This is a genomic window from Rothia dentocariosa ATCC 17931, assembly GCF_000164695.2.
GTDB lineage: Bacteria > Actinomycetota > Actinomycetes > Actinomycetales > Micrococcaceae > Rothia > Rothia dentocariosa.
In genome coordinates this window covers 2,332,764-2,353,428 of sequence record NC_014643.1, presented here as the reverse complement: position 1 = coordinate 2,353,428, position 20,665 = coordinate 2,332,764, and the positions used below count along the sequence as shown (strand labels likewise).

General features: G+C 52.8%; 14 protein-coding genes and 2 tRNA genes. 12 read left to right on the top strand and 4 right to left on the bottom strand.

What is annotated here, in order from left to right; translation table 11 throughout:
- The first annotated feature begins 84 nt into the window (after nucleotides 1-84).
- The 8 genes from HMPREF0733_RS10060 (at nucleotide 85) to HMPREF0733_RS10025 (ending at nucleotide 7,040) form a co-directional block, all read left to right on the top strand.
- Nucleotides 85-969, top strand: coding sequence for an Fpg/Nei family DNA glycosylase (locus HMPREF0733_RS10060; protein ID WP_013399211.1), 885 nt, complete (start codon nucleotides 85-87; stop codon nucleotides 967-969).
- Nucleotides 970-1,050: 81 nt separating this feature from the next.
- A tRNA-Gly gene (locus tag HMPREF0733_RS10055) sits at nucleotides 1,051-1,121 on the top strand.
- A 490-nt stretch (nucleotides 1,122-1,611) separates the two neighbouring features.
- Nucleotides 1,612-1,686, top strand: a tRNA-Pro gene (locus HMPREF0733_RS10050).
- 96 nt (nucleotides 1,687-1,782) lie between these two features.
- Nucleotides 1,783-3,084 (top strand): trigger factor, encoded by a 1,302-nt coding sequence (gene tig, locus HMPREF0733_RS10045; RefSeq protein ID WP_041321805.1) that lies wholly within the window; start codon nucleotides 1,783-1,785, stop codon nucleotides 3,082-3,084.
- Nucleotides 3,085-3,360: 276 nt separating this feature from the next.
- On the top strand, nucleotides 3,361-3,999 hold the full coding sequence (locus HMPREF0733_RS10040) for an ATP-dependent Clp protease proteolytic subunit (RefSeq protein WP_041321804.1): 639 nt from the start codon (nucleotides 3,361-3,363) through the stop codon (nucleotides 3,997-3,999).
- 17 nt (nucleotides 4,000-4,016) lie between these two features.
- Nucleotides 4,017-4,691, top strand: coding sequence for an ATP-dependent Clp protease proteolytic subunit (locus tag HMPREF0733_RS10035; RefSeq protein WP_013399208.1), 675 nt, complete (start codon nucleotides 4,017-4,019; stop codon nucleotides 4,689-4,691).
- Between the two features lie 333 nt (nucleotides 4,692-5,024).
- On the top strand, nucleotides 5,025-6,320 hold the full coding sequence (gene clpX, locus HMPREF0733_RS10030) for an ATP-dependent Clp protease ATP-binding subunit ClpX (RefSeq protein WP_041322136.1): 1,296 nt from the start codon (nucleotides 5,025-5,027) through the stop codon (nucleotides 6,318-6,320).
- A gap of 72 nt (nucleotides 6,321-6,392) precedes the next feature.
- Nucleotides 6,393-7,040, top strand: coding sequence for a mycothiol-dependent nitroreductase Rv2466c family protein (locus tag HMPREF0733_RS10025; protein WP_013399206.1), 648 nt, complete (start codon nucleotides 6,393-6,395; stop codon nucleotides 7,038-7,040).
- A gap of 77 nt (nucleotides 7,041-7,117) precedes the next feature.
- Here the strand turns inward: HMPREF0733_RS10025 and HMPREF0733_RS10020 are convergent, their stop codons facing one another.
- Together HMPREF0733_RS10020 and valS are read right to left on the bottom strand one after the other, a co-directional pair.
- On the bottom strand, nucleotides 7,118-8,575 hold the full coding sequence (locus tag HMPREF0733_RS10020; protein ID WP_244864894.1) for an LssY C-terminal domain-containing protein: 1,458 nt from the start codon (nucleotides 8,573-8,575) through the stop codon (nucleotides 7,118-7,120).
- A 278-nt stretch (nucleotides 8,576-8,853) separates the two neighbouring features.
- Complete coding sequence (gene valS, locus HMPREF0733_RS10015) at nucleotides 8,854-11,586, bottom strand: valine--tRNA ligase (protein ID WP_013399204.1); 2,733 nt, start codon at nucleotides 11,584-11,586, stop codon at nucleotides 8,854-8,856.
- Between the two features lie 538 nt (nucleotides 11,587-12,124).
- Here valS and HMPREF0733_RS10005 point away from each other — a divergent pair.
- The 4 genes from HMPREF0733_RS10005 (at nucleotide 12,125) to HMPREF0733_RS09990 (ending at nucleotide 16,478) form a co-directional block, all read left to right on the top strand.
- Nucleotides 12,125-12,421: a hypothetical protein gene (locus HMPREF0733_RS10005; RefSeq protein WP_037230985.1), complete on the top strand. Its 297-nt coding sequence runs from the start codon at nucleotides 12,125-12,127 to the stop codon at nucleotides 12,419-12,421.
- Between the two features lie 199 nt (nucleotides 12,422-12,620).
- A complete protein-coding gene (locus tag HMPREF0733_RS10000) occupies nucleotides 12,621-13,418 on the top strand; it encodes an SDR family oxidoreductase (protein ID WP_041322129.1) in 798 nt (265 codons plus the stop codon).
- A gap of 339 nt (nucleotides 13,419-13,757) precedes the next feature.
- A complete protein-coding gene (locus tag HMPREF0733_RS09995) occupies nucleotides 13,758-15,539 on the top strand; it encodes an LPXTG cell wall anchor domain-containing protein (protein ID WP_013399200.1) in 1,782 nt (593 codons plus the stop codon).
- Between the two features lie 177 nt (nucleotides 15,540-15,716).
- Nucleotides 15,717-16,478: a sirohydrochlorin chelatase gene (locus HMPREF0733_RS09990; protein WP_013399199.1), complete on the top strand. Its 762-nt coding sequence runs from the start codon at nucleotides 15,717-15,719 to the stop codon at nucleotides 16,476-16,478.
- Between the two features lie 137 nt (nucleotides 16,479-16,615).
- Here HMPREF0733_RS09990 and cobA read toward each other — a convergent pair whose 3' ends face one another.
- On the bottom strand, nucleotides 16,616-17,509 hold the full coding sequence (cobA, locus tag HMPREF0733_RS09985; RefSeq protein ID WP_013399198.1) for a uroporphyrinogen-III C-methyltransferase: 894 nt from the start codon (nucleotides 17,507-17,509) through the stop codon (nucleotides 16,616-16,618).
- Nucleotides 17,510-17,519: 10 nt separating this feature from the next.
- A complete protein-coding gene (gene nirB, locus HMPREF0733_RS09980; protein WP_013399197.1) occupies nucleotides 17,520-20,207 on the bottom strand; it encodes a nitrite reductase large subunit NirB in 2,688 nt (895 codons plus the stop codon).
- Between the last annotated feature and the right edge of the window lie 458 nt (nucleotides 20,208-20,665).

Below are 20,665 nucleotides of genomic sequence, written 5' to 3'. Positions count from 1 at the left end.
ATTAAAGGTGCGGCTTCTAAAGTTTAGGCTCCAGACGCATGCACCAAAATACAACCACAGAAACGCACTCGCAGGAGAATCCCCATGCCCGAAGGACACTCAATACATCGTATCGCCCGTCAACTCAACGATGTTTTCACGGGGGAGAGCGTGCGAGTCTCAAGTCCACAGGGGCGTTATACGGATGGTGCAGCCCTTCTTGACGGAGCCAGCATTCTCAACGCATATGCGCACGGTAAGCACCTCTTCGTGCCTTTCAACAATGAGCTGACCCTCAACGTGCACCTTGGCATTTATGGAAACTGGAGCTTTGGAGGGGACGAAACCTTTACGGGTGCATCCAGCATAGGCGCACCCCGGAAGATCGGCGAAAAAGAATATACGGCGGGGGAAGCCGAAGGATATACCGGACCGCCCGCGCCGAAAGGCACTACCCGGTGCCGCATCGTTTCAGAACACGGTTGGGCTGACCTCGTTGGTCCCACTATCTGCCGAACCTTAAACCCAGACGAAGTTGCCCAAGTACGCGCCAAACTTGGACCGGATCCGCTCAACACCGATGCAAATCCCGAACGTTTTTATGCCGCAGCCCGCAAAAGCTCAAGGCCTATCGGTGTGATCCTCATGGATCAGGCCGCTATCTCAGGCGTTGGCAATATTTTTCGCGCTGAATCGCTTTACCGCCAAGAAATAGATCCTCTTCGCCCCGGTAAAACTCTCACCGATGATGAGCTGAGTAGACTCTGGGAAGATAACAGACATCTGCTCACCATCGGTGTGCGCGTCGGTCGCATCATTACCACCGAGCAGAAAGACCGCCCGGGAATCCATGAAACCGAAGCTTGGCCTGAGCATGCTAACTACGTTTATCAGCACCACGGAGAACCCTGCCCCCGATGCGGCACCACCATTCGTATGGAGGAAATAGCGGGCCGTAAACTCTATTGGTGCCCTGGATGCCAGAAATAGCGTTAGCTGCTATCCCCGCAAACGATGCGCGCCGAACTTGACAGTCTCCAGCACAGGCAGGTAATCTTATCTAGTTCTTGCGGGGATGTAGCTTAATGGTAAAGCCTCAGTCTTCCAAACTGATGACGCGGGTTCGATTCCCGTCATCCCCTCGGTATATATAAAACGCCTTGGTGCTTCGCACTGGGGCGTTTTCCTTATTCCGAGGATCTGAGACGGGAATCGCTGACGGGCACGGATTTGGTGCCTCGTTTGCTCGGAATTTGTACCCTTCAGCTCGTCATCCCCTCTCGGGAATAAAAACTCTTAGTGTTTTCGCGCTGGGGTGTTTTTCCTGAGAGGCCAAAACGGGGATCTCTTACAGGTTTTTAATCTCTCACCAAAGAGCCGATTGTATCCATCCTGGTATTGAATTAGAAAAATTCCTGAATACAAGGAGCCTATTTAACGCGGCAATCCGATGAGACTGGGACGTGCAGAAGCATCTGAATAAGCCAGCATGCATGATAGATGGGCGTACTCAGATCATTCCTCAGAAAGACTTAAGGTTTTCGTGTTCTAAATTAGACATTCGAATGTTAGGCATTTATCCTTGTACACGGTAAACTTAAAAACCGAATGCCTAAAAGCATTCGCGTTTCACGGGGCGTGGCGTAGCTTGGCTAACGCGCCTGCTTTGGGAGCAGGAGATCGCAGGTTCGAATCCTGTCGCCCCGACGTGAAGCGGGCGTCGCATATGCGGCGCCCTTTTCCAGTAACCAACTGCGGTTCACAGGCTTGTGCCGCATTCGACTATATGAGGAGAACACGGACGTGAAGACCGCCGTCGAGAAGCTCAACCCGACCCTCGCGAAGATCGAGGTCGAGGTTCCCTTCGCAGAGTTCAAGTCCTACCTGGACCGCACCTACAAGAACCTGGCTCAGCAGATTAACGTTCCTGGGTTCCGTAAGGGCAAGCTGCCTAAGCAGCTCATTGAGCAGCGCACAGGTTACGACTACATTGTCGAAGCATCTCTGAACGACGCCTTGAACGACTTCTACTCACAGGCATTGGGTGAGAATGAGCTCTCCCCGCTGGCGCAGCCCGAACTTGATGTGCAGAGCCAGCCCACGGTGAACGACCGTGAAGCAGACGTGAAGCTGAACATCACCGTGACTGTTCGTCCTGAAATCGAGCTTCCCAACTATGAGGGTATCGAGGTTGAGGTTGACGAAATCAAGGTTACTGCAGAAGACGAAGAGCAGGCTCTCGAAGCTCTGCGTGAGCGTTTTGGTACCTTGAAGAACGTTGAGCGTCCCGCAGCCAAGAATGATTTTGTCACCATTGACATCACCGCTGAAATCGATGGTCAGGAAATTGACGCAGCAAACGACCTGTCTTACCAGATCGGTTCCGGCACCATGGTGGACGGTATTGATGAGGCCCTGATCGGTCTGTCTGCAGGCGAAGATGCAACTTTCGAGACCACGCTTTCCGGCGGCGATCACGCGGGGGAGGACGCAACCATTAAGGTGAAACTCTCCGCCGTTAAGGAGCGTGAGCTTCCTGAGGTTGACGATGAGTTCGCGCAGCTTGCTTCTGAGTTCGATACTGTTGATGAGCTTAAAGCAGACATGAAGAACCAGGTTGCCGAGGCCAAGGTCTCCGAGCAGGGCGCACAGGCACGCGATAAGGTGCTGGCTAAGCTCATTGAGATGATTGAGGTTCCCGTACCTGAAAAGGTTATTGAAGAACAGCTGGAGCAGCACTTCAACAACCCCGAAGCCGGTGAAGACCACGATACCGAAGAGCACCGTCAGGAAGTTCGTGAGAACACCGAGACCGCCTTTAAGAATGAGATGGTGCTTGATGCTATTGCTGATGCTGAAGAAGTTGAAGTAAACCAGAATGAGATGATCAACTACATCATCACCATGAGCTCGCAGTACGGCATGGATCCGAACCAGTTCGCACAGATGCTTGACGGTTCCGGCCAGGCCGGAATGCTTGTGGGCGAGGTACGCCGCTCCAAGGCTCTAGGCGAAGTTCTTAAGAAGGCTGTCGTCAAAGACACTAAGGGTAAGGCTGTAGACCTTTCCAAGTTCCTCTCTGAAGGTGAAGAAGACGAGAAGTAGTCCTTCTCTCCGCAGATACCTATAACGGATGCGGGCGTGCATGCGCAGGAAAGAATCCTGCGGTGCACGCCCGCATTGTTGTGTTAAGTTTTGGCACACGCTCCAACAGCGGAAATGGATATGATGTGCTGAGGGCTGAGTGACGTTCGCCCTTTGGCGAACTACGGCGAAACTCCGCCCGAATACAGCCATGACCCGGTATTGTAGTAGCAATGAATATTTTCACGGGCCCGTATGGTAGGGAGCGCGTGAAACCCATCGAGAAGAAGAGGGAAGATGTCTAGCTACATGCCTCTGCCTGTTGGATCTGGGAATAACACCCCGACTATGGCTGCTAACCCCGTCACAGGGCAGGAAGATTACGTCTATAATCGCCTGCTTAAGGAACGTATTATTTGGCTGGGGTCTGAAGTAAGGGACTCAAACGCAAACTTAATTTGTTCACAGATGTTGTTGCTATCGGCTGAAGATCCCGAGGCAGATATTTACCTGTACATTAACTCTCCCGGTGGCTCGGTGACCGCTGGCATGGCTATTTACGACACAATGCAGCTCATTCCGAATGACGTGGTGACCGTAGTAACCGGTATGGCTGCATCTATGGGACAGTTCCTTCTGACAGCAGGTGCCATGGGCAAACGTTATGCGACCCCCAATGCCCGAATCCTGATGCACCAGCCGCTTGGTGGTATTGGTGGTACCGCATCTGACATCCGTACTCAAGCAGAACTCATCTTAGATATGAAAAAACGTCTGGCAGAGATCACGGCTGAACGTACCGGTAAAAGCCTTGAGACCATTCTGAAAGACAATGACCGTGATAACTGGTTTACCGCTGAAGAGGGCTTGGAATACGGCTTCTTCGATCACATCGCACTATCCACTGGCGGTAATCTGACCGCCGAGGGTAAGTAAAGAGGGGAAATACACATATGAACTACCTACCTCAAGATTCTGCACCGCAGATGCCCTCGAACCGTTACGTGCTCCCCAGCTTTGAGGAACGTACCCCCTACGGTTATAAGCGTCAAGATCCGTACGCCAAGCTATTTGAGGATCGCATTATTTTCTTGGGTACCCAGGTTGATGACGCTTCGGCAGATGATATTATGGCTCAGCTTCTCGTGCTTGAGGCCCAAGACCCCGACCGCGATATTACCCTGTACATCAACTCTCCCGGTGGTTCTTTTACGGCAATGACCGCCATCTATGACACCATGCAGTTTATTCGCCCCGAGATTCAGACCGTATGCTTGGGTCAGGCTGCATCGGCTGCGGCAGTGCTTTTGGCTGCTGGAACCCCGGGTAAGCGTTTGGCTCTTCCGAATGCTCGCGTGCTTATTCACCAGCCCGCCCTAAGCGGACAGCAAGGCGGACAGGCATCTGACCTTGAGATTCACGCGAACGAAGTTATGCGTATGCGTGAGTGGACTGCACAAACCCTGGCTCTGCACTCCGGCAAGACCTATGAGGAAGTTGACCGTTCGATCGAGCGCGATAATATTCTAACTGCTGCTGCCGCTCAAGAATACGGTTTAGTGGATAAGGTACTGGATTCGCGTAAACTTAACAAGCCTGCTACCAATACTGCTACGTCGCACGATTAGAAATATGAGTGTAGTCCTTTCTGTTGTCTAAACGTATATACGATTACTATTAGGTGCCGCATCCTCAAAATTGAGGATGCGGCACCTATACGTTATACCCCAAAAAGTACATAAAACCTCAAGTTACACAGCGTCATAATTGTCAAATTACATAGAATACGACACGCCGCATCACAGTGACAGCCTGTCTTCACACCTCAGCGAAAAACTAGGGTAGCCTGGTAACAAGCACCTTGTGATAGCTTGCAAACACTCGTAGAAAGGAGAGGGCGCGTGGCTAACACCGACAACACCGGTGGTACGGAAGAAAACAAGAAGACTGTTGCTCCGGGTATGCGTTGCTCATTCTGTTCTAAGACGCGTACCCAGGTTTTCAAGATTGTGATCGGTCCGCATGTCTCCATTTGCGATGAATGTATTGCACTATGCAACGAGATTTTGCATGAGGAACGGCAAAAAACAAAGAAGCCGCAGACCAAAAAGATCAAGAAACTCTCCACTCCTCGCGAGATTTACAGCTATCTGCATGATTATGTGATCGGTCAAGATTCTGCAAAACGCACCTTGGCGGTGGCGGTCTATAACCACTACAAGCGCATCCATGACTTAAACAATCCGGTACTTCACTCCCGAACCCTTTCGGCAACTGCGGGTGAATCCGTAGACCTGGGAAAATCTAATATTCTGATGATTGGTCCCACCGGCAGCGGAAAAACTTATCTTGCGCAGTCTCTTGCAAAGAAGCTTGATGTTCCTTTCGCCATTGTCGACGCTACTACGCTCACCGAAGCTGGGTACGTTGGCGACGATGTCGAGAATATTCTGCTTCGACTCATTAATGCCGCCGACGGTGATGTCGAGAAGGCGCAGCACGGCATTATCTATATTGACGAAATCGATAAGATTGCCCGCAAAGGCGGAGAAAACCTATCTATTACCCGCGATGTCTCGGGGGAAGGCGTGCAGCAGGCGCTTTTGAAGATTATTGAAGGTACTCTGGCAACGGTTCCTCCAGAGGGCGGACGTAAACATCCGGCACATACCAATCTTGAGATTGAAACCTCAAATATTCTCTTTATTGTCGCTGGTGCTTTCGATGGGCTGGAAGACAGGATCCTAGCCCGCACCGATCGAACCAGTATAGGCTTTGGGGCCGAGCTGACCGCCGCACCGGATACTGATCAGACGCTTTCGCAGATCATGCCCGAAGATCTGACCCACTACGGTATCATCCCTGAGCTAATCGGTCGTTTGCCTGTGATCTCTACGTTGAAAGAACTCACCACCGAAGAGCTTGAACAGATTCTTACGAAGCCTAAAAATGCTTTGCTGAAGCAGTATAAGCATCTCTTTGCGCTTGATGGCGTTGAGCTTATCTTTGAAGATGATGCTTTGCACGCGGTCGCCGAGCTTGCAGAAACCCGTAAGACCGGGGCACGCGGGCTGCGCTCCATGATGGAGGGTATTCTGCAACCGATTATGTTTGAGGTTCCTGACCGTCAGGACGTTACCTCCGTGGTAATCACAGAAGATACCGTGCGCACTGGTGCTGAACCCGTATACGTTCTTGAGGCTGATGAAAAGTCCTCTAAGAGTGCTCGTACTCGCGCCAAGAAGAAGGCCGCGTAGGTTATTCGTGCAAGGTGAAAGGTGAGAACCTGGCGGAATATTGGAGGTCTCGATGAGGTTTGAGCTTATACAATGATGAAAGGAAATACCCTCGTGACAACAACCGTTGATTTTTGGTTCGACCCTACCTGCCCGTGGTGTTGGATTACCTCGCGCTGGATTGGCGAGGTGCAGAAGGTGCGTGATATTCAGGTGCATTGGCGCCCATTCTCACTCGCTGTTCTGAACGAAGGACGCGAACTTGATCCTGGATACCGCGCTATGATCGACAACACCTGGGGCCCCGCCCGTGTAGTGGCTGCCGCCCGCGAACTCCACGGTGACGACGTTTTGAAGGCTCTCTACGATGCTCTGGGCGAGCAGATCCACCATCAGAAGAACATCTCTGAAGGAGACAAATTTTTGCCTGCTATTGAGGAAGCTCTCAAAGAAGCGAATTTGCCTGCGGACCTGATTCAGTACGCTACCACCGACGAATACGATACGCAGTTACGCGCCTCGACAGCAGATGCGCTTGATAAGGTCGGCGATGATGTTGGCGTGCCGCTTCTTGCGATTAACGATGTAGCTTTCTTCGGTCCCGTGCTCTCGCCCGCACCGCATGGTGAAGAAGCCGGTAAGGTCTTTGACGGTGCCGTAGCAATGGCATCGTATCCCGGGTTCTTTGAGCTCAAGCGCAGTCGTACCGTGGGACCTATCTTCCACGGCGAAGACGGGTAGTAGATTTACTATGTACTATAGCTGAGCCGTTACGCTTTCTCTGGAGGGGCGTAACGGCTCAGCTATGCGTATTTGAATTAGCTACTCGTTTGCTTTCGCCGAGAACCCCGATGCCGCAAACGAATATCGCGCATATGGAATGTGCGTGCAGCCGTATAGCTGACCGCCGCATCCGAGGTGAAACCCAGCATGGCAAAAACACTGACTCCAAGCTGGAAGAAAAGCGCGCTCAATGGCATATGCTGGTGCCCCCAGATAACACCGCCAGCGGTTACTGTAAAACTCACCGCAAGGAGCAAGAGAACCAGACGACGAGCCTTCGACGAGCCCCGGAGCGTACTCCAGAGCAGAAATAGGTGTACGAGAGAGAAGACAAGAGTTACCGCAAGAAGCACACCGCTCAGCACCGTCAAAAATGTTTGCCCCTGCTCCCCGGCAAGCAAGGCCGTAACTTCTTCACTCGCATCGCTTCTGAGTACCGTGCTGCGTAATTCCTGATGATTAATTACAGTCAGAACCGCGTTAGCAAGCTCTAAGAGAGTTGAAATAATCATCATCACAGAGGCTATCAGCAGACCCGCAGGCATCTCATAAGCTAGGTCATGAGCGCTCGCCAAGTTTAGGTCTTTAACCTGGCGCGGGTCTTTAACGCCCTCATTGCTCAGCGTGATAATAGGCAGCGCGCCGTCCGTACGAATTGTATCTCCACCACCGTTTCGAGAGTGGTAACCGGTCGAAAAATCTTCGATAATATCTACCCGTGTGCTCGGATGCGCATACTGAATAGACTCGACAATATAATCACGCTCAAAATCCGTATCGGCATCGATCCGATGCGTCACCTGCAGGGTGAAAAAGCTAAAGCCGACCCCTGAATCATAGGTTCCTGCCGCCAGCCAATCGACACGATGGCCACCGGGAAGCAGCCAGCCATCCGGAGTTCGCCAAAACCGCACATGATGGCGTTTCTCCGGGTTCCCGTCAACCTCCTGCTGATACGCAAAAGACTGTACTCGCCCAAAAATCTTGAGAGGAGATACCGGTGCTTCACTATAGGATTTTCGGGTAATTGTCGAAACAATAATCTTCCAGCTGGAACCCAAAGTGACTTCATCCGCGCGAGTCCAGCCAGCATCCTGCATCACCTGGTGAATTTGCTCTTCTGAGCCGATAATACCGATATTGACGGGGTCGCCTAATAATCCATCCGGGGTGCGGGTGCGCCCAATAAAATAGTCGGGAACATAGATGCGCGTCATGATCGCGTGAAATCGGGGGAGCGTCAAATAAGCGGTGACTGCCCAGAACGAAAGTGCAATCGGAATGCCCCACCAAGAATGTCCCACGGTATTAAGCAGGATCAGAACGGTAAGCACCACAGAGGCTATACCTGCTAGCGTGAAAAAAGCCGTATCCCAAATACCAACCCAGAAGGTCCTCGGAATAATATCCTTATGCTCGCCGCGCGACTCAAAGTCGCCCCGATACACTGGAGGAGATGTTGGAGGCGCGACCGTCACAGGTTTGCTCGCCATAACATGTTCTTCTGCTACACCCTCATCAATAATGTCAGAAGGTTTATGTGACATGGGGATTCCTTCTGCCTGCATAATCTGTGCGTTTGCGCGTTCGGCGCTTATGTGAATTCTACAGGCTACCATAGGGCGGTGCGCAATAGGGCGTCGTTTCGCTGAACCGTTCCCCACCATATAAAAAATGCTGGAGCGAAGAACCTAATTCTTCGCTCCAGCACGGAGTCTATGCCATGCGGCATATCCAGAAACAACGTGAGAACGTGGCTGTTCTAGAGAGACTACTCGGTAGCTTCTTCTACAACAAGCACTACATCACGAACTTCAAGTTCGCCTTCCGAAGGCACCAGAGAAACCTCGCGAGCGTTGCCTGCCGCCCGTAAATCCTCAAGACCAGACTGGATGCGCTCCAGCTGCTCCTGAGAGGCGGCAATCGTAGCAGACTCGACCTCGGTACGCTGCTTAACCTTTGCATCGCTCTTCGCCTTACGCAGACCGCCAAGTGCTTCTGCGACATCGGGAAGAACCTGCTTGAGGTTCTCAATCTGGGCGGGATTCACATCAGCAAGTACCCACTGTGCCGAAATACCGGCAGTTGGGTTGTTTGCTGCATACTCCGCCAATAATGCACCTTCAAGAACCGGCAGAGCCTGTGGCCAGGATGCGCGGTGCACGCTGCCCTCACGCCACCACGACCAAATCTCTTCGGTCACAAACGGCAGGAAAGGCGCGAAGAGCCGCAGAAGCGCATCCAGAGTGGTGGCGAGAGCCGCCAGCACAGAAGCCTGCTCGGTCTCGCCACGAGCGCCGTAGGCGCGGTCTTTAATGAGTTCCACGAAATCGTCAGTGAAAGACCAGAAGAAACTCTCTGCAATCTGGAGGGCACGAGCGTATTCGTATTTCTCGAAAGCTGCAGTTGCTTCCTCAATGAGGTACGCCAAACGCACAAGCAAGGAGCGATCCAGCGCGTTGGTAAGCACCTGCCCCTGAGACTGCGAGGTAATCACCGATTTCTCGGTAGCACCCAAATTCAGCACGAACTTTGAGGCGTTGAGAAGTTTAATTGCCAGGCGGCGGCCGATCTTCATCTGACCTTCGTCATAGGCGGTATCGGCACCTAATCGGGCCGAGGCCGCCCAGTAGCGTACCGCATCCGAACCGTATTTATCGAGTACATCGTGCGGGACAACAACATTGCCCTTAGACTTCGACATTTTCTTGCGGTCGGGGTCAAGAATCCATCCCGACAGCGCAGTGTTATACCAAGGTACAGAGGACGCAAGGGTCTCGGCGCGCACAGCGGTGGAGAAGAGCCAGGTACGAATAATATCGTGTCCCTGCGGGCGAAGATCCATCGGGAAGGTCTTCGCATGCAGCTCAGGATCTGTAGCCCAGCCGGTTGCAATTTGCGGGGTGAGTGAAGAAGTAGCCCAGGTATCGAGAACATCTGGATCGGCAATAAATCCGCCAGGTACACCACGCTGGTCTTCCGAATATCCGGGGGCAGCCTGCGAGGCCGGATCCACCGGAAGCATATCCTCAGCCGGCAGAATCGGGTTTTCATAATCCGGATCACCCTCGGCATCAAGCGGGTACCAGAGCGGGAACGGAACGCCGAAGAAACGCTGACGGGAAATCAGCCAGTCGCCGTTAAGGCCTTCCACCCAGTTTTCGTAGCGGCTGCGCATAAAGGAGGGAACCCAGTTGATTTCGCGTCCGCGCTCAATAAGCTTTTCGCGGCGCTCGGCGTCGCGACCACCGTTGCGAATATACCACTGGCGTGAAGCCACGATCTCAAGAGGCTTATCGCCCTTCTCATAGAACTTGACGGGGTGTTTAATCTTTTTCGGCTCACCCTCCATCTCGCCAGTTTCAACAAGCATTTCAACTACGGTCTTCTGACCGGTAAAGACGGTGGTGCCCGCCATGCGCTCGTAGCGTTCGCGGCCTTCGGCAGAGGTAATCCATTCGGGAGTCTCGCGGGAGAAACGGCCGTCACGCCCGATGAGGGCTCGGGTCGGAAGCTGCAATTCGCGCCACCAGGTAACGTCGGTGGTATCACCAAAGGTACAGATCATAGCGATGCCGGCTCCCTTATCAGGCTGAGCCAGCGGATGCGCCATCACCTCGACCTCAACGCCGAATAGAGGAGAAGTCACTTTCGTTCCGAAGAGCGGCTGATACCGTTCATCATCGGGATGCGCCACCAATGCCACGCAGGAGGGCAACAGCTCGGGGCGGGTAGTCTCAATCCAGACTTTTTCGCCATTTTCGCGGTGGAAGCTGATACGGTGGTAGGCTCCGTCGCGTTCCTTATCTTCAAGCTCGGCCTGCGCTACGGCAGTTCGGAAGGTAACATCCCACATGGTCGGTGCCTCCGCCATATAAGCATTACCAGCCTCAAGGTCTTTGAGGAATGCAAGCTGTGAGACTTTGCGTGAATGCGCATCTATGGTGCGGTAGGTATGGGACCAGTCGACGGAAAGCCCCAGGGTTGTGAAAAGATGCTCGAAAACTTTCTCGTCTTCAACAGCGAGTTCTTCACATAGCTCAATGAAGTTATTGCGTGAAATACGTGGCCACTTTGCTTGGCTGCGGTCGGGTTTGGGTGAGCCATCGGCCTTGAGCGGAATCAGCTGGCGAAAATCTGGGTTATCGGGAACGGAAGGGTCGCACAGTACACCGTAGTAGTTTTGTACGCGACGTTCGGTGGGCAGACCGTTATCATCCCAGCCCAAAGGATAGAAGACGTTCTTGCCGCTCATACGCTGGTAGCGGGCGATGACGTCGGTTTGAGTGTAGGAGAACATGTGCCCCACATGGAGCGAGCCGGATGCGGTCGGCGGTGGGGTATCAATCGAATAGACATGTTCGCGCGTCGTGTTCTCGTCGAAGGCGTAGGTTTTCTGCTGTGCCCAGCGCTCGGAGAGTTTGTCTTCGAGGCCTTCGAGCGCGGGACGATCAGGAACGTTAATCTGTGCGGGCGAGTCTGAGCCCTGAGTATTTTCAGCCATAGGGGCTATTTTCTCATACTTTATGGGCTGTGGCGGTGTATCGCATAGCGTAGGTTGGCGCCTTTACGTTGAGTAAGTGTATAGATTCCTGTGTAGCGCAGAAATATCGGTTATCACGCACCATATGCCTGTGTTTCGTATTCTGCTAATGCACGCTCAACTCGTGCAATAAGCTCGCGTTGCGAGGAGAGAAAACGGCGCTGTTCCCGGCGTGGAAGATGCGAAAAATGATGATAGAACTTTGGGTCCCGGTAGGTTTGCCCGAAGAGAAATGTAGGTCGGAGCTCCAAGGGCGATGCGTTCTTGCACGGATTTGCTCGGCCCGAGCACGAAGCTGCTCGCGGCGGGTATAGAGAGCATCGCATTGTGCGCTGCGAGAGCGAAATGCTAAAAAATCCATAGGTATATCTGTAGTTTTCGTGCCTTATGTGAGGTATTTATCTATTCATCGTGTGTTACCTCTCGATTCCCTATCACAAGATACCGCATAAGAGTAGACTGGTGAATATCACACAGGAAAACTTTTTAAGGGACTTCCATGTTTGAGATATCAGCTCCTGTTATGACGGTACTTGCTCTTCATCTCGCGATCGTTGCGGTTTGCGTTTGGCATTTAACAACGCGAACCGGATACAACGAAGAGCGTCTGCATATGATACTTCCGCTTGTGCTTTTCTTGCCGGGAGCGGGGATTTTATACCTCATGTCAGCAAAAGCAGGAACCGTTCCTCCCGATACTACGAAGACGGGCAGCAGCTCTCGCCATTTTGAGCATCGTCTGGGTTTTCGCGACGGTAAACGTTCTAAATGGGGGTTTCCCCAGCGGAAACGCTAAAAATACTGCGTTGTGCACCTTTAAAGGCAAGGGTTCATGAGAGCGGGAAGAATCGATAATGCTATCTACTATCCCGCAGATGTGCGATGCGCGTGTGACTCTGTCAGCGCGTATTGCCTATCTTCCTATACGATAATTTTGTGTATGGCATCATAGATGAACAAGACTTTCACCACCGACGCGGAAAGGTAAGTTCATGATGCTAAACAATACTCGTATTCCTGCCAACCCGTTTGCCCCCAACGCTTGTGAAGGCAAAGTTGCCGTTGTAACAGGTGCCTCCAGCGGCATCGGTCGTGCAACAGTTGAACAGCTAACGGCTACCGGATGGACGGTTTATGCGCTTGCTCGCCGTACCGAACGTCTTCGCACACTTGAAGCAGAGACCGGAGCGCATCCTATAACCTGTGACGTTACTGATGAATCGGCAGTAAACGCAGCTGCAAAGCAGATCATGACGGAGCACTCACAGCTTGAGGCGCTGGTTAATATCGCTGGGGGAGCGATTGGTCTTGATCGTGTTGCTGATGGAGATCCGGAAGACTACCTTGCGATGTACCGCCTGAATGTGCTCGGAATTCTACATACGGTGCGTGCCTTTGCTCCCGCACTGAGGGCTCACGGTCAGGGGAGCATTCTGAACCTGACCTCCACAGCAGCCGAAGGCGGTTATGAAGGAGGTGCAGGGTATAACGCCGCGAAATTCGGTGCTCGGGGACTTACCGAGGCTCTGCGCCTTGAGGAAGCTGATCACAATGTGCGCGTCATTGAGATTCGCCCGGGTATGGTGCATACAGAAGAATTTTCATTGAACCGCTTGGGGTCTGTGGAAGCTGCCGAAAAGGTATATGCCGGGGTACGGAACCCTCTGGTGGCAGAGGACGTTGCTCAGACAGTAGTTTTCGCATTGAATATCCCTCACCATATCAATCTTGATCATGTGACTTTGCGCCCGCTTGCTCAGGCAAGCCAGTTCAAGGTCATCCGGTCTTCGTAGATATTTAAAGAGGTATTACAGATACCGCGTGCAAAACTAAGGTTTCGCACGCGGTATCTGGCGTTCTTATTACTCCTTCAAGAGAAACCTGAGGTTTACTCCCAATATTCGTAATATATGCGCTATTGGTCTGATTTTAACGTGGATTAAGTAATGGTAAAAATAAATATTTGGTAACACTTTTGGGGTGGTGGTACAGTTTCTCATTGCAAGCCCCTCACGAATGCTAGTGTTAGGGCGTCACCGATAAATTGAGATGGGTCAATGAGTAACTGAATCTGGCACTCACATCACAGAAATATGCAGTAGCTCAACTCACATAACTTCAAAGAGGGAAACATGGCTCCAAAGAAGTCAACCCGTGTCTACGCACTCGCCGCCGCGACCGTTATTACAGCAGGAACGTTAAGCTATGTTCCTGCTACTTTTGCATCTGAAGCAGGCAACTCGACCGGTTCAGATACCTCCGCTACTGAATCAACACATGAGAATTCCTCATTGCCGCTTCAGACTATCCCTTGGGCAAAATCCAACGCATCTGCTCAACCGGCAGGTACTCAGGAAACCGCTTCTGCGGCCTCTACACAGGTGCCTGAACAGGAAAAACCGGTAAAATCCGAATCTCCGAACGCCTCTGAGACTGCTTCAGCCTCAACCCCTGAAGCTAAGCCGTCTGAAACCCCTGCCGTCCCAGAACAGACCGAGAAAACCTCAAAGGCTACTCCCGGCGCAAAGGTGATCGGGGTTGAGAATGAGGGTGATGAAACCTCAGAGGGGCGCCAGAACGCTCCTAAGGTTTCTGTTGATTCCGCCACTATCTACACCGATAACGAATTTAGCCCTTTCACCGTGCGTGTCAGTGGTTTCTACGGTCCGCGCGTTGGTAGCTCTATAGAGGTTCGCATTCAGGAAGTAAATGCCCAAGGCCGCCCTGTAGGCGCCCCTCTTGCAACCGGTCGTGTCTCTGCCCAAGAACTCATTGATGGTACTGCTACCGCCACTGTGAACGTCAGCTCAAGCAGACTGAAAGGCAATAAGAGCTATGCAATTGTTGCTGTCAGTAACCCCGGCGGTAAAGATCACCTTGTAGCAGGTACCATCGTTGAGCTCAAGCAGCGCCGCGTTGCTCATACTGTAACGAGTGAGGCCCCGGCTCCTCAGGAATCTAGTAAGAAGGACGCCTCGACTGCCGCACCGGCGCAAACCGAGAATACCCAGGCGCCTAAGCCTACAGAGACAGTAACTCCCAAACCCCAAGAGTCCGCGGCTCCCACACCGAGCGCATCCACTGATACAGCGAAGAGCGAGGCTCCCAGCGCCTCTGAATCAGCTAGTGCAGCCCCCTCCAGTGCATCTGCTGAAGCTTCAGAGACCGCATCTGCTAACCCCTCCGCAACTCCTTCAGCTCCTGCCCCTGCATCGCCTGCAGAAGACACCACAATGGATGTAGCGAATAAGGCTTCGCTGCGTGTCGATAGCGCACACTTCTCTGGAGATGCAGCAACTAACGTCGTTGTAGTCCGGGGTACTGGTTTTACCGGCGAACACGTCTCAGAAGGCGTTGAAGTTACTATCTTCGAATTGGACAGCGAAGGTAAAGCACAAGGCGAAGCCATCAAGAGCGTCTTTGTGAAACCCTCAGAAATTGTTGATGGTTCGTTCACTGCACAGCTGGAAGTCGAAGCTGCAAAGCTGCGTCCAGGGTACTCATACGGTATCGTTGCGATTAGCAATCCCAAGGGTGAAGAACATGTACAGGCATACACAGTAGCGATGGTTTCTGATGACTCGCACCCGGCACCCGGTGGTGAGGATAACAATGCCAACGTCGCCGCAACCCGCCCCGGCGCTAAGAAGGCTGGACACAACAACGGCGGACAAGGCGGTGCAGCTGCTCTGAACGGATCCGCAGAAGGCGATGCAGTACAAGCTGAACCGGACGCCAATACTGGTAATGCGCACAGTAACTTGAGCTCTGCAGCTACGACCTCAGCTAATAAGCGTAACCTGGCTCGTACCGGTGCTGACGGCGTTGTACTCTTCACGACGCTTGGCGGCTCAACGCTGGTGGCAGGTACCGCTCTCGTTGCGGCTCGTCGTCGTAAGAAAGACAACGCATAAGAACCTCTGCGGTAGTCCGCAGGTTATCACATAGGGAAGCACACGAATTCCGTGTGTTGTGAATAGGTACAAGGATGGGTACCCGCATCGTACGGGTACCCATCCTTTATGCCCTTCTATAAGGTGGTAATTACCTTTATAGGTGAGTCGGGTTCTTCAGACGCGTACACTTGAGCTATGTCTGTTCTCAATATTCTTGCGACCTCTCACGGTACTGACTCTTCAGAAGGGCACCAAGCGATTGCCCTCGTGCGCGCCGAGCTTCAAAAGCTACTTCATGAACGAAGCACGTCTGATGGGCGAGAATATAAAGTTCACGAAGCTTATGTAGACGTGCAGACACCGAGTGTAGATGAAGCCGCTCAAGCCTTACCAGATGGCGAGCCTTGTGTTATTGTGCCGGTTCTACTGTCCACAGGATTTCACACCCAGGTTGATCTAAGGCGCGCTGCCCGTACCAGCGGAGTTAAAGATATTCATATTGCTGCCTCTCTGGGGCCGGATGCGCGACTTGCCCATCTTCAGCGAACTCGGCTTGAGGAAGTTGGATGGCATGAAAAAATAGCTGCCGGTTCTGCCGCACCACCGATTGTTCAAGGGGCTGCGGGCTCATCCCGCCAAGATGGGCGAGCAGATATGCAGCGCGCCGCCGATTTGCTCGCAGAAGTTCTTCACACACCTACCAGAAATGCTTTTATCGCAGCAATTGAGCCGACAATAATTGATATAGCTCGTCAAGAGCAACCAAGGTTCGCGTCCCCGTACCTGCTTGCAGATGGATTTTTTGCCAAAAAGATGAGACGTGATATCGAGGCGGTTAGCGCTTCAACTATAGTGGCTGCACCGTTGGTATCCTCTCACGATATTGCCTCCGCACGCATTATTGCTCAGTGCGCTCTATCTCGTCTTGACGAGGCGTTGGTCGCCGCTACCGAGTAATACTCAAATACGGTAAAGCATATAAAATGGCTTCCGCCTTCGACAACTAGGAAAACGAAGACGGAAGCCACGTTGTATGCGCCAGAATTAGCGGATAATCAATCCGCTATGGAGCAAGTTTCTGAGCGGCAGAGAACTCAAGACGTGGATTGCTCACGCAGCCGTTCATGTACATGACTGATGAACTGATGCCGATCGTCGCGTGCATAATAGACGACCTCACCAATGACTGTAATAGCAGGTGATTTAACGTCTCGGCAGTCCTGAAGAGCTTGCTGCAAGGTCGTGACGATAACGCGCTCTTGGTCCGTGAACCCCCTCTCAATAGTGGCCAACGGCATATCGCTTTCAACACCGCGCAACATTATCTGCTCGATAGTATCCGGCAGAGTACGCACGCCCATCAGAAGCACCACGGTACCATGAGCGCGCAACGTTGAAACAACAGCTTGTATATCGGTTTCATCAAGCCCAGAATGGCCCGAAACGACAGTAAAGATCGACGATACTTTACGCAGAGTCACGGGGATAGAAGCTTGGGCGGGCACCGCAATAGCGCTAGTAATGCCCGGAATAACCTCAGCATCCAGTCCGGCTGCAAAACAAGCATCTAGCTCCTCAGCACCGCGACCGTATACATATGGATCGCCGCCTTTGAGCCGCACCACGGTTTTGCCTGCGAGTGCATAGTCAATCATGAGTTGCTGGATGCGTGACTGCGGCACCGCATGCTTACCGGGTACTTTGCCTACGTCAATGATCAGGGCGTTTGGAGCGTATTCGGCAAGCTCTTGTGGAGCTAAATGATCTAGCAGCACGACATCGGCTTCACCGAGCGCTCGAACAGCACGTAGAGTCAGCAAATCGAGAGCACCGGGACCGCCCCCGGCGATGTACACCTTACCGGGTACATCTGCCCGGGAGCTTGGAACTAAAGGCGCGTCTTGAGCAACACCCGCCGGAATATTGGCTAGAACCTCATCTATCGTCGCAAATTCGCGCGGTGGAAACGGCGGAATTTTAGGTGACATGGGCGGGTCCTTATGCGTTCGCTGGAACAGGATTATGCGCGCTGGGTGGGCCGACTGGGATTTTCGCTCCCGTCACCAGCACGGTATTGCCTTCACCCTTCTCTGCGGCAGCAATTTCCTCGGGCGTTGCTGGGCGAATCTGCTCACGTTCAAGAACAAACAGATGCGCTGCTTCATCGCTGCCATCGGACTCGTTGATGAAGGCGCGGAAGCGGCGCAGACGGCGTTCGTCTTTGAGGGTGGCAGCCCATTCGTCCTGGTAAGAATCCACGTGACGCTGCATATCTTGTTCCAGATCCTCGCAGACTCCCAAAGAATCTTCGATGAGTACGGATTGCAGATGGGCCAAACCATCACCGTGCTCTTCGTCAAGGTCTTCAAGCCATCGGGCAGTGCGTTGTAGCTTATCCGCTGTGCGGATGTAGTACATGAGGTAGCGGTCGATGTAACGAACAACTTCTTCACTGGAGGCATCCTTGACGAACAAGCGCCCATGCGCCGGGTTCGCGCCGCCGTTACCACCAAGGTATAGGTTCCAGCCGTTGGTGGTGGCGATCAGGCCCACGTCTTTGCCCTGTGCTTCAGCACATTCACGGTTACAGCCGGAGACACCAAACTTGAACTTGTGGGGTGAACGCAGACCGCGGTAGCGATTCTCCAACTCGACGGCCATACCCACCGAGTCTTGAACACCGTAGCGGCACCAGGTTGAGCCAAGGCAGGATTTAACGTTACGCAGTGACTTGCCGTATGCCTGACCGGATTCGAATCCAGCATCAACCAGCCGCTCCCAAATGTAGGGCAGCTGCTCCAGTCGGGCGCCAAACATACCGATACGTTGCGCACCGGTGATCTTGACGTAGAGGTTGAACTCATCCGCAACGGCAGCAATGACGGCCAGTTTCTTAGCGGGAATTTCGCCTGCAGGGATGCGCGGCACAACCGAATAGGTGCCATTCTTCTGCATGTTTGCCAGAGCACGATCGTTGGTTTCCTGTAGGCCGCCGCGACCGGCATCGAGCACGTAGGAGTTGCGGAAAGATGAAAGAATGGATGCGACCGTTGGTTTGCAGATGGCACAGCCGTCGTCGCCGTGCCCAAAGCGTGCAATGACCGAATCGAAGTCGTCGAGGTTAGTAAGGCGTACCGCTTCTGCAAGCTCTGCGCGGGAGAAATCGAAGTGTTCGCACAGCGCCTTAGAGACGGTCATACCCATCTTTTTCATCTGCTGTTCGAGGGTTTTCTGTAGCATGGGCACACAGGAGCCGCACTGGGTGCCAGCCGTGGTACATGCCTTTAGGGCGGGTACGTCGTGGTTGCCGTCAACCACTGCCTGACGGACTTCGCCGAAGCTAATGTTGTTGCACGAGCAGAGAATGGCATCGTCGGGCAGCTCTGTATCGGGAATACCGTCGCCGCCACCTGCCGCCGTGAGATACACATTGGGCTCTGCCGGGAGTTCTCGTCCCAGCAGCGGCTTGAGGGAATCGAAAGGAGCGGTGTCTCCCACGAAAACGCCGCCGAGGAGAGTCTTGGCGTCGCCGCTAGTCACGATCTTCTGGTACATGCCGCGCGCGGGGTCTGCGAAGAGAATTTCGAGGCAGCCTTCCGTGGTGCCGCGGCGGTCACCGAAGCCTGCAACCTGTACGCCTGAGAATTTGAGTTTCGTGGCGATATCGAATTCTTCGACCTGAGCATCTTCGTTGCCGTTGAGCAGATTCTTGGCGACCGCATCCGCCATTGCGTTGGCGGGGGCAACCAGACCCCAGGTTCGTCCAAGTACGCAGGCTACTTCGCCGATAGCCCAGATATACTCGTCGCTTGTGTGGCATGCATTATTGACGAGAATACCACCGCGTTCGCCAGTCTCTAGTCCAGCGGCGCGTGCCAGCTCATCGTTGGGGCGAATACCTGCAGCGAAGACCACGAGGTCTGCATCAATCTGGTGAATAACGGCTTCGTCCGAGGTGGAATCTGCTACGGAGACCGAAATAACCTCGCCTGAGGCATCTTTGTTGATAGCGGATATGAACGCACCGGTTTCGATGTCGATCCCGGTTGCTTTGATCTGGGCGTTGACCGCATAACCGCCACCCTGATCGACCTCCACGGAGAGAAGCCACGGGGCAACATCAAGGATGGTGGGTTCGGCACCAAGGTCTTTGAGACCTTCTGCGGCTTCCAGCCCGAGAAGGCCTCCGCCGACAACAATACCGCGCGGTGCGCGCCCAAGTTTAGTCTGCAACCGTTCAACTTCGGAGACCATGTTTTTAACATCATCTGCGGTGCGGAATACATGGGCGCAATCTGCGTTAGGAATCGGAATGCGCACCGCACTTGAACCGGTAGCGAATACAAGCACATCGTAGGGGTAATCTACGCCGTCTGAACCTTTAACAACGCGCGAGTCACGGTTGAGTGATTCGCCACGGGTATTGTTAACCAGGTTGATCGTGGACTCGTCCCAGAGCGCTGGGTCGCCAAGGGTAAGGTCTTTGTCGGTATCTTTGAAAAGCTGTTCGATAGCAACGCGGTCGTACGGAATATACGGTTCATCATTGAGAACGGTAATGGTGTCAGAGGCGCGTCCAGCGTCTTGGGCACCTTCATGATAAGCGCGTACAAAACGCCATGCTGCGGGTCCTGCACCGACGACCAGAATATTACGGGCGGTGTTCCCAGGGCCGTTCTGAGACATATTTGTCCTTCCTAGTTATGTGTATACCGACTTCAGCAAAGAATGACCTGTCTCTAGGAACCGGCAATGCAGGAAAACCGGGAACAAACCTTGAGCCAGAACAACAAGAGTGTGGGATTATGTTGTTTTATACGCAGATTCTTGCTTGTAAAAAGTCGCTGTTTTTATCTTACACAGAGGCTATACGACGAAAGTGCCAAAATCGGTATTTTTGAGAAAAATTTTAAGGAAATTCCTTGAAATATCTAGGGATTAATGGGTGTTTTTGACCCTAAGGATTGTTGTTTTAGGTAAGCCTAAACTCCCTAAAGTGCTGTGTTTTTAAGGGTTTTTCAGACCTTTAGTAGCTTAGGTATGTCATATTTTTATCTGTGGTTTTTATAGGGTAGACTCCAAATAGAACACACAAGAAATACTTGTGCTCTCGTATGCCGCCTTCTGTCTATGCTGATTTGATA